This is a genomic window from Shewanella putrefaciens (assembly GCF_016406325.1).
Lineage (GTDB): Bacteria > Pseudomonadota > Gammaproteobacteria > Enterobacterales > Shewanellaceae > Shewanella > Shewanella putrefaciens.
The window spans coordinates 619,810-633,452 of sequence record NZ_CP066370.1 but is presented as its reverse complement, the minus strand read 5'-3'; the positions used below and the strand labels follow the sequence as shown (position 1 = coordinate 633,452).

The window sequence follows — 13,643 nt, the reverse complement described above, 5'->3', positions numbered from 1 at the left end:
GTGATGAATATTGCTGAATACTCCATTCGCCACAAAGTCATTAGCTGGATGTTTGTGTTACTCCTATTAATTGGTGGTGGCATCAGCTTTACGGGATTAGGGCAGTTAGAATTTCCCGAATTTACCATCAAAGAAGCCCTAGTGATCACGGCTTATCCCGGTGCCTCGCCAGAACAAGTTGAAGAAGAAGTTACCCTACCGCTGGAAGATGCCCTACAACAACTCGATGCAGTCAAGCATGTGACCTCTATTAACAGTGCGGGTTTGTCACAAATCCAAATTGAGATCAAAGACAGTTACGATAAAACTAGCCTGCCACAAGTATGGGATGAAGTGCGCCGTAAGGTCAATGATACTGCGGGCCAATTACCTCCAGGCACAGGGACCCCACAAGTCATGGATGACTTTGGTGATGTATACGGGATTTTATTTAATCTTTCAGGGCCAGATTACAGCAACCGAGAACTGAGCAATTATGCCGACTATTTACGCCGTGAGTTAGTACTCGTGCCAGGGGTAAAAAAAGTTTCAGTTGTGGGCAGTATTACCGAGCAAGTGGTCATTGAAATATCTCAGCAAAAACTCTCGGCGCTAGGGTTAGATCAAAGCTATATCTATGGCCTTATCAATAATCAAAACGTGGTCTCCAATGCAGGAAGCCTAGTGATTGGTGATAATCGAATCCGCATTCATCCCACTGGTGAATTTGGCAGTATTCAGGATCTCGCCCGCTTGATTGTCAGTCCACCCGGCAGCACGGAACTTATCTATTTAGGCGATATTGCCAATATCGCAAAGGATTATAACGAAACCCCGACAGTGCTTTATCACAACAAAGGCGAAGCTGCGCTATCCCTAGGCATTTCCTTCTCTAGCGGTGTAAACGTCGTCGAAGTCGGTCAAAGGGTGAGTGAACGCCTCACCGAACTCGAATCCCAACGTCCGATTGGAATGAATTTAGATACAGTCTACAACCAAAGTTCGGCGGTAGATGACACCGTTAATGGATTTTTAATCAATCTATTAGAGTCAATTGCCATCGTTATTGCCGTACTGTTGCTGTTTATGGGCTTACGTTCAGGCTTACTAATGGGGCTTATCCTGCTGTTAACCATCTTAGGGACTTTCATCGTAATGAAAGTGCTAGGTATTGAGCTACAGCTCATTTCACTCGGTGCGTTGATTATCGCCTTAGGTATGTTGGTCGATAACGCGATTGTTGTCACCGAAGGCATTTTAATTGGCCTTCGCCGTGGCAAGACGCGCTTAGAAGCGGCAAAACAAATTGTCTCCCAGACTCAATGGCCACTGTTAGGTGCAACCATTATTGCCATCATCGCCTTTGCGCCTATCGGATTATCGCAAAATGCCTCTGGAGAATTTTGTCGCTCACTGTTCCAAGTGCTGATGATTTCATTATTTATCAGTTGGATCACCGCAATTACCCTCACCCCTTTCTTCTGTCATTTGTTGTTTAAAGATGCACCAAGTGATGACGAGCAAGATCCTTATAAGGGTTGGGTTTTCAACTTATATCGAGCCAGTTTAACCCTAGCGCTGCGATTTAGAATTGTGAGCATACTGCTGGTTGGTGTGCTGTTAGTGAGTGCCGTGATTGGCTTTGGTCATATTAAAAATGTGTTTTTTCCCGCATCCAATACGCCAATCTTTTTTGTGGATATTTGGATGCCTGAAGGCACTGATATTAAAGCAACGGAGCGCTTTGCTGCTGATATTGAACAACAATTACTCAAACAAGCTGAGCAACAGCATACTGGCCTGACCCACCTAACGACGGTAATAGGCCAAGGGGCGCAGCGTTTTATTCTGCCTTATCAGCCCGAAAAAGGTTACCCCGCATTCGCCCAGTTGATTGTAGAAATGCAGGATCTTGAGGCGGTGAAAAACTATATGCCTGAACTGGAGCGGTTTTTAAATCAACGCTTCCCACAGGCACAATATCGCCTAAAAAATATGGAAAATGGTCCATCCCCCGCAGCCAAAATTGAGGCTCGTTTCTATGGTGATGATCCTGAAGTCCTAAGAGCATTAGGTGCCCAAGTCGAAGCTATTTTCTACGCAGAGCCAAGCATGGATGGTATACGCCACGACTGGCGTAACCAAGTCCCGTTAGTTCGTCCGCAATTGGAAAATGCCCAAGCACGGGAAACGGGGATCAGTAAACAAGATCTCGACAATGCACTGCTGGTTAACTTTAGCGGTAAACACATTGGTTTATATCGAGAAACCAGCCACTTGTTGCCGATAGTCGCAAGAGCACCCGCCGAGGAGCGCTTGCAAGCTGATAGTCTCTGGAAACTACAAATTTGGAGTAGTGAACACAGCACCTTTGTACCAGCAACTCAAGTTGTCAGTAACTTCAATACCGAATGGGAAAATCCACTGGTGATGCGCCGTGACCGTATGCGCATGCTTGCTGTCTTGGCAGATCCTAAATTAGGCAGCGATGAAACGGCGGACTCTGTGCTACGTAAGGTCAAAGATAAGGTTGAAGCTATCGCCTTACCCGCTGGCTACCACCTCGAATGGGGCGGCGAATATGAAACCGCAGGTGAAGCGCAAACAGCGGTGTTTAGCTCAATTCCGCTGGGTTACCTTGCCATGTTTTTAATTACAGTATTCCTATTCAACTCTGTGCGTCAGCCATTGGTTATTTGGTTTACTGTACCACTCGCATTGATTGGGGTTTCGGCGGGACTCTTGTTATTCGATGCGCCCTTCAGCTTTATGGCACTGCTTGGCCTATTGAGCTTATCGGGCATGGTGATCAAAAACGGCATTGTGTTGGTCGATCAAATCAACCTTGAACTAAGTGAAGGTAAAGCGGCCTATAGTGCATTGTTGGATTCCTGCGTCAGCCGTGTTCGCCCTGTCATGATGGCGGCGATAACCACAATGCTTGGAATGATCCCCTTAATTTCAGATGCATTTTTTGGTTCGATGGCCATAACCATCATCTTTGGCTTAGGCTTCGCTTCTGTGCTGACATTAATTGTCCTGCCAGTCATGTATAGCTTGGCCTTTAATATCAAACCGACACTAATAGGAGGTCAATCACGTAACTAACGCTCCACTTTTATCCTAAACGCTTCCCGGCGCGGCCGATCGATACTTGATGTGAGTAATCGATCGGTCATTTCACCAACCTTGCCACTAAAAAGCTAACACGCAAACTACTCAGCCTTAATCGCAGGTTCACGCAATAAGGCCTTATCATGCTTAAATACCACTAACTCACCTATTGGACTATCGCTGGTACCTAAAACGATCACATCACATACATAAAGGTAGGGGCCACTTGTAAACTGAAATGAGTGATTACCACCACTGCCATCAAACACGAGCTTACCCTGATTAAGCACTAAATCAGGCTTTTCACTCAATGGCTTACCTTTTGCCCAAGATGCATAGCGGTATTGACTATTACCCATATTATCAACTCGAATCGTAAACTTGGCAGTTTGCCAAGCTAACTCCGGACTAACGAACTGACTCACGCTTTCATGCAGCCCTGTTTTTTGGTTGGCAATAAGCTCAGCTTTAAGTTTGGTCTCTGCAGGTGTTTGATAGTTAACAGCAGTAATCTTGCCATCAAAATCCATCCATATAGTGCCGTTACCTAACATAATGCCGCGCCACCCCATTGCCTGCCAATCAGCTTCAACCTGAGATTGTGCTATTGTCTCAAGGATTTCTGGATCAAATACTTGGTCAAAACGCTTAAGCAATTCCTCCGGAGTGTTAATCGCAGGGATAGGATTTGTACGCTTTATGGGATAAGCCATATAGTCCGCAATAGCTTGACGATCATGTGCCTTTACCGCATCAATAAATCCCTGAACGAGCGGGATAGACTCCTGCGGTAGCGAGTTATCGGTAACGGCGGCATTGACTACGCTGACATGAATCGCCACCCCCAATGAACCCAGTAATATCATGCGCAATATGTGAGCCTTAAACCGCAGGGTGCGTACCAATCCCTTAGAGATGATTTGGATAATCCATAATACTTGCGCCATTTTTATCCCTTAATCCAATAATGTCCCGAAAAATGGCACACAGCATAACACAAGAGATTTAGGCGCCATTAGGCCGAAAACAGTAAGTTCGAGACGATCGCGAATGCCACCGCAATAAAAATAACGCCGATAACAGTATCAATAACCGGTGTTAATCGTTGTAGTTTGCGTTGCACCTGTACCTTAGACAGCATTAGTGCCAGAAAACCAAACCACAGCAGTGATAGCAATAGGAGAAGCATGGCGGCTGCAACTTTAGTGCTCACAGTCACACTGGGAGTGATCAAAGCAGAAAACAAGGTTAAGAAAAAAACTAACGCTTTGGGGTTCAATAAATTCGTATAAAACCCCGTTAAAAAGCCTTGTTTAGGCGACATCGTTGTGCCCAAAGGCACTGGCGTTACGGCCGATCCTGCCATGCCACTATCGTTAACACCTTGAGTTCCCTTCGATGTCGCCAATACCGCGAAAGCGGCACGCAAAGCTCCCCATCCCATCCACGCTAAATAACAGGCACCAATGATTTGCACCAACAAATATAAAGTGTGCGAACTCTTAATAACCAAACTGACGCCCGTTAAACTCAAAATAGTGTGAGCGACAATGGCCACCGAAATTCCCACCGCAGCAGCAACGGCAGCGCTTCTTGACTGCTGAGTGGCAATTTTTACCATAATCGCAAAATCGGGCCCTGGGCTGACTAAAGCCACAGCGTGGATCAAGGCTAAGGTGAGTAAAAGGGATAAATCCATAACAAGGCGACTCCGCGAATAAAAATAATGAAGGCCAGTATTACAACTTCGACAAAGGCTGCATTGTAATAAATTGCACCATAAGAAGGAGTTTAAAAGACAAGAAGCACTAAAGCATGCGCCGCTGAAACTGTACAGGAGAGAGTAGGAATGCTTGTTTAAAGGCTTTATTCAAATGGCTTTGGTCGAAAAATCCAAGCTGCTGCGCCACATCAGCGACTAAGGTGCCATGACATAATGACTTTTTGGCTAGCTCTAAGCGCACACGCTTAAGATAGGCATGGGGCGTCATCCCCGTTGCCTGTTTAAACTGACGTAAAAATTGAAACTTACTCAAATTCACTTCACCCGCTAAGGTTTCAAGCTGCGTATTATGCCAAGGCTCATCATGCATTCGCTGTTTAACTAAGCCCAGTTGTAATGTCGATAAACCCTGCGGTGAATTGCACTTGAGTATGCCGCTAGGATGGCGTCTAAGGAGTAGCTGAATGAAATTAAACAGGTGAGACTCACTCGCAAGCGCGGTAACTTGACCTTGAATAAGAAGCTCATGTAAGTGGATAAAATAGTGATAAAGTAGCGCATCGTCCACCATAGGCGCGCTAAAAAAGTGCTCCTTTAGGCCGAGTTCTTGGCTAACTTCATTCATATATTCCACAGGGATAGACATGACTTTCACCCGATAACCTTCGGCGTCACGGCTTTGTCCATCATGGGTATCGTCGGGATTTAGGGTCGATAGACTATGCTGACCAAGCTGATAATAACTGCCCTTATTCACAAACTGTTGGGCACCTTGAGTAACGACGCCTAGGTGATAATCCAAATGGACATGTTTATCGAAGCTAAAATGCGTAAACTCAGCCTGACTTAATTCAATGCCAGATAGACTTGGGTGTCGCCAATAGTCAATGTTCTCAATCGATGCTGTCGTACTCATAATTGGGGGCTTTGGCCGCAAAAATCCTGTAATCGAAATTCATTTAGATAGCATTCTAGTCGTCATTACCACCTAAAGAATAGTAAATAATTGCAGCCTGAGTTTCTGATATCAACACAAATATTCTGCTGAATTTAATCCCATGTCGGCGGTTAAACTCAGCACATAACACTAGAAGTGATAGCTTACACTCACCCTAATCATACGGGGTTCAACGGGATGATAGTGCTGATCTTCTATGCCTTCGGCCGCTTCACCGGGTAAGCGTGAAGCATAGAAATAATCGATATCATGGTCCTGACTATCAAACAGATTTAACAATTCAAGTTTAGTGTCAAAGTGGTCAAATTTATAACCCAGAGCAAGATTCACTAAGGTCGTATCATCGGCCTTATGCTCGTTAAAATTATCAAGCACCCGCTCACCAAGGTATCGAATGCGAATGCTGGAATACAGGCCACCGTCGGGGCGATAGGTTATCCCTGCACTGCCAACAAAAGGCACAGCACCATCGATATATTTGCCTTCTTCGGCTTCGTCCTCGGTAAATCGAGCATGGGTCCATGCCAACTCCATATCAAGACTAATATCATCATTTAGCCAGTAATATGCTGTTATTTCAGCACCATAACGCTCTGACGCACGGCTTGGCTCTGTGTTACCTGCATCGCCAACAAAGACTAACTCCGAATCCAATTGCAAATACCAAACTGCCGCAGAAAAGTTAATAAAATCGCGGTCGTAATATTTGACACCAAACTCACCCCCATTGGAGCGCACTAAAAGATCGACTTTATCAACCTCATCTCCACTAACAGGATCGACTTGGATCGTTGCTCCACGAGCATCGTTTGAGTGCAATCCTTGGCCTGCATTCACATAAAGCTCAAGATTATCACTCCATAAATAGGAAGCCCCCGCCTTGAGGCTCAGCATACCATCGGACGCATCACCACTGTTGAGCGAATTGTCACTATCAACCTGCACATCAAAATAGTCGTAACGCAGCCCTAGATTAAAACGCCATTGCTCAAGGGGTAGCCACTCGAGCTTACCAAATAGACCCCCTGATAATTCCTGCACTTCATCAAGCCTTACCGTGCTTAACCTTTGACGCGCCTGAGTATTGTATAACCCTACTGCACTTATATCGTCGTAACGTATATCAGCACCCAAACTGTAATTAATCTGAGTTCCACCTAAGAATGTATGCCAATCACGCTTAATATCCCCACCCCAAAGGGTGCGTTCATCAACTTGCTCAAATTCATCGCCATTGACGGGATCATTTAGGAAATAGGTAAAATTTGAGAATAAATCCATGGTTGAACGAATTGCATACGCATTTCCCTGCCAATTCCCCGCATCGTAATGGGCAGAAACGCTGTAACGACTGGCATCGCCACCCACATCCTTGTCTAAGGATCCATAAAAATCGATGAGTCCAGACTCCACAGCCCGTGCGGGGATCTGATCCGCCGAATTCCAGCTATTGTCATAGGCCATCATAGTCACACTTAAATCACCGCCAGCGAGTCGCGTTAAATAACGGGCGACGACATTAACCTTGCTAACATCTTCATTAATATCCTTCCATGGGCCATCATAGGCTTGTAACTCTACACCAAGAATAAAACGCCCAACATCCGTAGTTAACGCTTGAGTCGCCACCAGCCGCTGGTAACCATACTCCCCTAAAGTCACCCCAACTTGGTTATAAGCCAGTTGGTCTGCAAGCATCAACTGCGCGGCTCCGGCACCAGAAAAGTCGGCAACCTCTGGATAATACGCCCCTTTTACATAACGGATCTCCCCTAAAAGCTCGGGAATTAAAAAGTTAAGATCCGTATAGCCTTGACCATGTCCATGGGTGCGCATATTGACAGGCATACCTTCGACACGAGTATTAAAATCAGTCCCATGGTCTAAGTTAAACCCGCGCAAAAAATACTGATTTGCTTTGCCTGAACCACTGTGTTGGGTAACTATCATCCCAGGGACAAATTCTAAAATCTCTCCCGTTCGTAGCAGAGGTCGACTCGCTATCTCCGCCGCACCGACAATCCCCTCCGAAGCAGAAGTGCTATGTCCTAAGGTATTAATTTGCCTACCACGAATTTCAAGTCGTTCAATATTATCGGCCAAATCTTCGGCGATAACCGTGTACGACAACCCCAAAAGCGGTAAAAAACATACAGCTAATTTCATCTGTCATATCCCAATGTTGATGATAGTTGGCGCCGATTTAACGCTTCACTTACAAACCAAACACTGAGCCAAATCAAAGTTTCACACTTCAACAACGAGATGGTGACGTATTTTTGCCATTTTTATGTGCTATGTCGCACATTATTTCTTATGGCATAGACAATTTGTCCACAGATAATCCTATTTTATGGGGCTTTAAATAGTGATTAAGATTGCGTGTCTATCATTTTCTGCATCGCAAAATATCGCGCACACTTTCATAGCAAGGAAACAGTGCCGCAATAATCAAGCAATAACTCAGCCCTTTATTTAGCATGGCTAATGTGGCTATGCTCAGCCACGCCTCATTGGTGCTTTGTAATATTGGACCGCTAAAAGCAAGTATTAATAAGAACAGCGCATAAGCAACATTAATGCCTATATTTGCCACTAATAACTCAACAGCCCATACGCGACGACGTAATTGCCATAAGCTATTAACGACTGAAAGCACAATAATTGGACTAAACCACTGGAGTAATTGCTGGGCATTGGCACTGAATATCACTGTCAAAGTGCTCAATTGTTCAGGACTCATCCATACCGAAGGCCAAATCACTAATAGCAAGAATATATAAGTTGCAAGATCAGTGAATACATCACTTAAACTGATATGCTCCCAACCAGGGCCAACCTTAGGTAAATTTTGGGGTTCCCATGTTTGGCAATGGCGCCCCGTCACAGTCTTCTCTTGTGTCGAAACTAACCAAAAAGACAGCACGATAGCCGTAAAAGCAAAACAAGCATCTTCGATAAATCCCGCTGCAATATAGTGTAAAAAACCGACAAGACTAGCCCCTGACGTCCCCAACCACTGCATAGTTCCACCAACAACTTGCAGTACAAATAACACGCCTAGTACCATAATAAGCGTATGCTTTAACAGTGGAATATCCTCAATGGCAACAATAGGTGTAGAGGGAGAAAACTGCTGAGCAACCTTACGTGGGTGGCCCATCGTCTTTAGCACTTCAGTCACCTGAACTTCGGTCAATTGGCCCTGTTCAGACAGTGCGTCCAATTGATCATAAATATTAGCTTTCAACTCACGACCAATTTCCTGACGTTTGTTCTCGGGCAATTCTCGTTGCACTGCGGCGATATAGCGATCGACTAATTCCATATCAAATCTCCTTTTGACTCGTATCTGAGTTCTTATCAGAACTTGTGGTATCAGTACCATTAGTGTCAGCGCTTTGCTCCAGTAAAAAAGCCAAAGCACCATTAAGTTGCTGCCATTCATCGGTCAGTTGACTGAGCAACTCAGCGCCCAATGATGACAATTGGTAATAACGACGCTCACGCCCTTCGGCTTGACGCCACTCACTCTCCAACAATCCTTGATCGGCTAGGCGGCGCACTAAGGGATACAGAGTCCCTTCGTCAATATCGATACCGCCTTCCTGCAACTGTTTGCGGAGCGAATAACCGTAGTGGGCTTGTTTTAATAATCCCAGTACCGCCAACACTAATACCCCACGGCGCAACTCGAGTCGCATTTTGACTAGCTGTGAACTTGTCATGGTCGAATTCCTATCCTTAACACTGTGTCACACACACTGTGTGCTACACAGCAAATACTATGCATCACACAGTAATAATGCAAGATTTAATGTTGTTTTTTTGTAAATAAAAAAAGTAAACAGGTAGAAACACTTTAAGATGATGTGGTGCCAGATAAGTAAATTTTATATAACATATTGAAATCAAAACACTCACCTAACGGCTATACAACTGATAGGGTTAATCATAGCCATCATATCGATCCCTACGAGCACTTGCTTCAATCTTGGTAAATTAATGGGAAATAGCGCAGTTATAATGGGATGGCTTTCATCATGCCAATGAACGAGTGAGCAGACTCTCGATAATTAAATGATAATGAAGACTATGAATGCCTCTGACCTAATTCAACAAATTGATTCAACTGAAATGCTAGAACGACTTTTAGTGAGGAAAGCAGCGGTATTGCTGTTATTTGGTGCGCCAAACTGCGGAGTATGCCAAACGCTCAAACCAAGAATTGCTGAAATGTTATCGCAGGAATTTCCACTCATCCAAATGGCCTATATCGATTGCGAGGCTCAAGCAGAGATAGCGGCGAGCCACAATGTATTTTGCCTACCTGTAGTAGAGTGTGTGTTTTATGGTAAAACCTTTGGGCGGTTTGCCAAGGTGTTTTCGCTAGCCGATATAAGAGGGGCGCTGGCTCGCCCCTATACGTTAATCGCCACAGAATAATCTACATAAAAACGGTGATCATTTATTTCCTAACGGCCTAAAACCTGCGTAATGCACTGACTTATCAGATTTCGCCTCTGCTGTTGGCGCTCCAATAAGGCGTGATGAATGAGTTAGGGCATGCGCTTTACCACCGCAACCACAGCCGTCTTTAGAATGACAACATCCGCCCTTAGCGGCATGCTTGAGCGATGCTCGCCCTTGGGATGCATCCGTCAGCCTTAGATTAAGATCGGTACTTTTTGCTAATAAAGTTGCGACTGCTTGGCTCGCGTCACCTTTACTCACACTGATCCCAGAATCTAATAATTTTCCCAACATACGCTCACCAATATGCTGCACAATAACGATATTGGTTTTTTGTTGGACAATAAGATTAAGTAGTGCTTTTTTAGCACTGCAGTCGCCATCAAGTGCGGGATTATCCACTAAGGAAATCAGTTGATGATGCTCATCAAAAAAACCTATCTGTTGAGCTTTAGTAAAATGGGCCGCGAGTCGCTCACGGCTCATAGGCATAGCAATAATCATGATAAATCCTTGTCTGTTTTGCTTGGCAATCTCAACACTTGGCCTTGCGTAATCGCAGTTGCTACTTTTTTACGGGCACTTGCAAGTAAATACCCAAAGGTTTGCCGAGAAATCCCCATCAAAGCTGCAGCATCGAGCTGGCTTAATCTTTGTACATCTCCGAGTTCCAATGCTTCAAATTCATCGGCTGCTAACTGGATATGGGTTAGCTCTACGGATGGAATGCCATTGGGCTTAAATAAGCTACAGGGCACACAACTCGAGAGCTGACGGCATTTTTTGGGTCTTGCCATAACGAAAATCACCTGACAAACAGCGTTAATAGATAAATTTATATTGATGATCTTTTGAGAAACACCAATTGTTTATGGCGTAGGCCAGAAACAATTATTTGGAATATTGGGATTTCAAACCGAGGGATTGCTCACAACACTTAACATACATAGCAATATTTTGGAGGAATACGGAAATCAGCAAAAAAATACCACGCCTAAAAATATAGCCGTGGTATTAAAAAATCAGTTGATACTTGGATATTACTGACTAATAGGTAAGTCGAACCAATCACCTGTTGAGGTATATCTCACTTGCAGTAGCGGATTTTCATCACCTTCGTAAACGATGGAGCCCTCAACCAAGGTTTTATCTGCACCAAGTCCATTGCAGTCACCGATGCCATAGGCTTCTTCGCCACCATCAACAGTACCGCTTAAGTTGAATCCAGTGATCATACCTTTGCTATTTTTTCTTGGATCAATAGCTGCACTCGTGTCAACCGCATGCGTGCTAACGGAGTTAACATGGCGTTTCTGAGTTGGACCAGTAAACCACTCACATTGCCACGTTACACTTCCTGCGGTAATAAAGCGAAATTCAAGTAAAGATGCATTTTCTTGTAATTGGCTATTATTCCAATCAAATAGTGATTGGATATCCCCTTTACCAACAAAACCTACACCATTTTCATCATAGATTACGGAAGCATTTGCCGACATAGCTGCAAACAAAGAGACTAAAGCGAGTACTTTATATTTCATATATTCTCCGACAGGTAAAAAATATTGTTAAACATTCTGTAAACGCTAATGATTTGAGCGTATACGAACGATTTTTCACCTGATTCGGCAACCCGGCTATCTTAATAAAAAATCAAGACCCGAAGCTTTGCGACCCCGTCTCACAACGGGTGTACCTGTTCGTCAGTTGACTAAATAAGAAGTCAAGAAAGCACTTAGCTTCCCCGTAAAACTCCTATATCAGTCGCAAGTATGAACAAAAAAATAACAATTGCAACAACATTAAACAACGCCAAATTTACAATAAAAATTCGCTATCACTAAAATAGTTAGTATTTTTCATATTAATTTTAATGAGTTAACTAGCTTAGAGATGGCTCACTTGCACAGAATATCCATCACCTTGTCTAACGAAATCAATAAAGTGTTTGATGGATGGTAGGGCATCCTCCCTATGATGGGACACATATAAAAGCTGACTCAGATGATGATGGGCAATCATCTCTAGCGTACGCATCACTAAGGTTCGATTGATAAAATCGAGCCCTTGGTACGGCTCATCAAGAATCAACAATAAGGGCTTTTTAATTAACGCCCGCCCAATCAGTAATAATCGCTGCTGCCCATATTCTAGTTGCTTAAAACTGATGTGTGCCAATTCACTCATATGTAGAATAGCTAACCATTCTTTAGCGAGATCATGTTGAAGCTTAGTGGGTTTATGGTATAGGCCAATAGAATCAAAGAAACCTGAAAGTAGCACATCAAGGGCGGAGCAACTCACTCGATACTGCAAATGCAGTGCGGAAGAAACAATGCCAATCCTTTGTTTAATTTCCCAAATACTTTCACCACTTCCCCGTGGACGACCAAAAAGCGTGATATCGTTGCTATAACATTGGGGATGATCCCCTAAAATAAGCCCAAGTAAAGTACTTTTACCGCAACCATTCGGGCCACGCACTTGCCAATGTTGCCCAGCCTCAATACGCCAGTTAACTCCAGAAAAAATCAGCCCACTCACATATTCCACTTTGCCATTTTTAATTTCCACCAAGGGGTCAAAATCTTCAACCTTATGGCGCTGGCGCACCAATAATGCCAATAATTCATCGCTGCGCTGGGCCGACAAAGCATGAAGCTGGGCCATAATGGGATGGCTATGCCACTCCTTGATGGACATAGGCAAACTCAACTTATGTATGTTCTGTCCTGATTGAAGCATTTCAGTATTAAACAATGCCACATGGCTGATACATTCTGGTAACTCCTCTTGGCGAGAGGTAATGAGCAGTAGCTGACAGTTCTTGGCAACTTCATCCAACAGTTGTGACAAACTCTCCTGATGCTCACAATCTAAACCCGCATAGGGATCATCAAGGATCAGCAATTGCGGTTGCATTGCTAGGGCACGCGCTAACATTACCCGCCGAGTTTCACCGGTTGATAACTGCCGAAAACCTCGTAGGCGCAAATGTTCTAGCCCTACTTGTTGTAATAATGGGCCTAATTGCTGAGCACCCTGACAACATTCCAGCACTAACAACTCGACACTTGATCCATAATCAAGCTCATCTTTCGCTAATTCCCGCGCCAGTAATGCCTGTTGCTGTCCAAGGGAAACCCAACCAATACGCTGTGGTAGACCAGTTATAATCCCCTGATCTGGTGTAATATCCCCCGATAAGATCCGCCCAAGGAGGGAGCCTGAATAACTATCGGTCGCAAAAATTGCCCAATGCTCAGCCGTTCCTAATTGCCATGCATCAACTACCAGCACATCATTACCGTGCCCATAGCGCAATTGCTCAATCACAATACCTTTATTCAGCACAACATCAGACATCAATCTTCCTCTTTTTATGCGGTAATAAAA

Annotated in this window: 12 protein-coding genes and 1 riboswitch; of the genes, 2 read left to right on the top strand and 10 right to left on the bottom strand. The window is 44.2% G+C overall.

All coding sequences use genetic code 11. The features are described from left to right. Positions 1 to 3: 3 nt before the first annotated feature. Positions 4 to 3,087: an efflux RND transporter permease subunit gene (locus JEZ96_RS02845; RefSeq protein ID WP_025008351.1), complete on the top strand. Its 3,084-nt coding sequence runs from the start codon at positions 4 to 6 to the stop codon at positions 3,085 to 3,087. A 107-nt stretch (positions 3,088 to 3,194) separates the two neighbouring features. Here the strand turns inward: JEZ96_RS02845 and JEZ96_RS02840 are convergent, their stop codons facing one another. From JEZ96_RS02840 to JEZ96_RS02815, 6 genes are all read right to left on the bottom strand, one after another. Further along, a complete protein-coding gene (locus JEZ96_RS02840; RefSeq protein ID WP_025008352.1) occupies positions 3,195 to 4,040 on the bottom strand; it encodes a nuclear transport factor 2 family protein in 846 nt (281 codons plus the stop codon). A gap of 68 nt (positions 4,041 to 4,108) precedes the next feature. After that, positions 4,109 to 4,792 (bottom strand): LysE family translocator, encoded by a 684-nt coding sequence (locus JEZ96_RS02835; protein ID WP_025008353.1) that lies wholly within the window; start codon positions 4,790 to 4,792, stop codon positions 4,109 to 4,111. Positions 4,793 to 4,901: 109 nt separating this feature from the next. After that, positions 4,902 to 5,732, bottom strand: coding sequence for an AraC family transcriptional regulator (locus JEZ96_RS02830; protein WP_011790726.1), 831 nt, complete (start codon positions 5,730 to 5,732; stop codon positions 4,902 to 4,904). Between the two features lie 171 nt (positions 5,733 to 5,903). Next, positions 5,904 to 7,940 (bottom strand): TonB-dependent receptor, encoded by a 2,037-nt coding sequence (locus JEZ96_RS02825; protein ID WP_025008354.1) that lies wholly within the window; start codon positions 7,938 to 7,940, stop codon positions 5,904 to 5,906. Positions 7,941 to 8,163: 223 nt separating this feature from the next. Beyond that, positions 8,164 to 9,102: an HAAS signaling domain-containing protein gene (locus JEZ96_RS02820; RefSeq protein WP_011790728.1), complete on the bottom strand. Its 939-nt coding sequence runs from the start codon at positions 9,100 to 9,102 to the stop codon at positions 8,164 to 8,166. 1 nt (position 9,103) lies between these two features. Then, positions 9,104 to 9,502 carry a PadR family transcriptional regulator gene (locus JEZ96_RS02815; RefSeq protein ID WP_014609839.1) on the bottom strand — a complete coding sequence of 133 codons (399 nt, stop codon included), beginning with the start codon at positions 9,500 to 9,502 and terminating at the stop codon, positions 9,104 to 9,106. 352 nt (positions 9,503 to 9,854) lie between these two features. On the opposite strand from JEZ96_RS02815, the gene JEZ96_RS02810 reads away from it, so the two are divergent. Beyond that, entirely contained in the window at positions 9,855 to 10,220 is a 366-nt protein-coding gene (locus JEZ96_RS02810) for a thioredoxin family protein (RefSeq protein ID WP_061783044.1), read from the top strand. An 18-nt stretch (positions 10,221 to 10,238) separates the two neighbouring features. Here the strand turns inward: JEZ96_RS02810 and JEZ96_RS02805 are convergent, their stop codons facing one another. From JEZ96_RS02805 to JEZ96_RS02790, 4 genes are all read right to left on the bottom strand, one after another. Beyond that, positions 10,239 to 10,751 carry a NifB/NifX family molybdenum-iron cluster-binding protein gene (locus JEZ96_RS02805; protein ID WP_011918665.1) on the bottom strand — a complete coding sequence of 171 codons (513 nt, stop codon included), beginning with the start codon at positions 10,749 to 10,751 and terminating at the stop codon, positions 10,239 to 10,241. Further along, positions 10,748 to 11,044, bottom strand: coding sequence for a DUF134 domain-containing protein (locus tag JEZ96_RS02800; protein ID WP_011918664.1), 297 nt, complete (start codon positions 11,042 to 11,044; stop codon positions 10,748 to 10,750). Before JEZ96_RS02800 ends, JEZ96_RS02805 begins: the two co-directional genes overlap by 4 nt. Positions 11,045 to 11,287: 243 nt before the next feature. Further along, positions 11,288 to 11,788 carry a hypothetical protein gene (locus JEZ96_RS02795; protein ID WP_014609837.1) on the bottom strand — a complete coding sequence of 167 codons (501 nt, stop codon included), beginning with the start codon at positions 11,786 to 11,788 and terminating at the stop codon, positions 11,288 to 11,290. Positions 11,789 to 11,871: 83 nt separating this feature from the next. Continuing rightward, a riboswitch (cyclic di-GMP riboswitch) is annotated at positions 11,872 to 11,954 on the bottom strand. A gap of 180 nt (positions 11,955 to 12,134) precedes the next feature. After that, complete coding sequence (locus tag JEZ96_RS02790) at positions 12,135 to 13,613, bottom strand: ATP-binding cassette domain-containing protein (RefSeq protein ID WP_128090181.1); 1,479 nt, start codon at positions 13,611 to 13,613, stop codon at positions 12,135 to 12,137. Positions 13,614 to 13,643: the final 30 nt, after the last annotated feature.

Coding starts and splice junctions, on each gene's coding strand:
- JEZ96_RS02810 (WP_061783044.1), top strand. CDS start 9,855: ATGATAATGAAGACTATGAATGCCTCTGACCTAATTCAACAAATTGAT.
- JEZ96_RS02830 (WP_011790726.1), bottom strand. CDS start 5,732: ATGAGTACGACAGCATCGATTGAGAACATTGACTATTGGCGACACCCA.
- JEZ96_RS02815 (WP_014609839.1), bottom strand. CDS start 9,502: ATGACAAGTTCACAGCTAGTCAAAATGCGACTCGAGTTGCGCCGTGGG.
- JEZ96_RS02825 (WP_025008354.1), bottom strand. CDS start 7,940: ATGAAATTAGCTGTATGTTTTTTACCGCTTTTGGGGTTGTCGTACACG.
- JEZ96_RS02790 (WP_128090181.1), bottom strand. CDS start 13,613: ATGTCTGATGTTGTGCTGAATAAAGGTATTGTGATTGAGCAATTGCGC.
- JEZ96_RS02800 (WP_011918664.1), bottom strand. CDS start 11,044: ATGGCAAGACCCAAAAAATGCCGTCAGCTCTCGAGTTGTGTGCCCTGT.
- JEZ96_RS02805 (WP_011918665.1), bottom strand. CDS start 10,751: ATGATTATTGCTATGCCTATGAGCCGTGAGCGACTCGCGGCCCATTTT.
- JEZ96_RS02845 (WP_025008351.1), top strand. CDS start 4: ATGAATATTGCTGAATACTCCATTCGCCACAAAGTCATTAGCTGGATG.
- JEZ96_RS02835 (WP_025008353.1), bottom strand. CDS start 4,792: ATGGATTTATCCCTTTTACTCACCTTAGCCTTGATCCACGCTGTGGCT.
- JEZ96_RS02820 (WP_011790728.1), bottom strand. CDS start 9,102: ATGGAATTAGTCGATCGCTATATCGCCGCAGTGCAACGAGAATTGCCC.
- JEZ96_RS02795 (WP_014609837.1), bottom strand. CDS start 11,788: ATGAAATATAAAGTACTCGCTTTAGTCTCTTTGTTTGCAGCTATGTCG.
- JEZ96_RS02840 (WP_025008352.1), bottom strand. CDS start 4,040: ATGGCGCAAGTATTATGGATTATCCAAATCATCTCTAAGGGATTGGTA.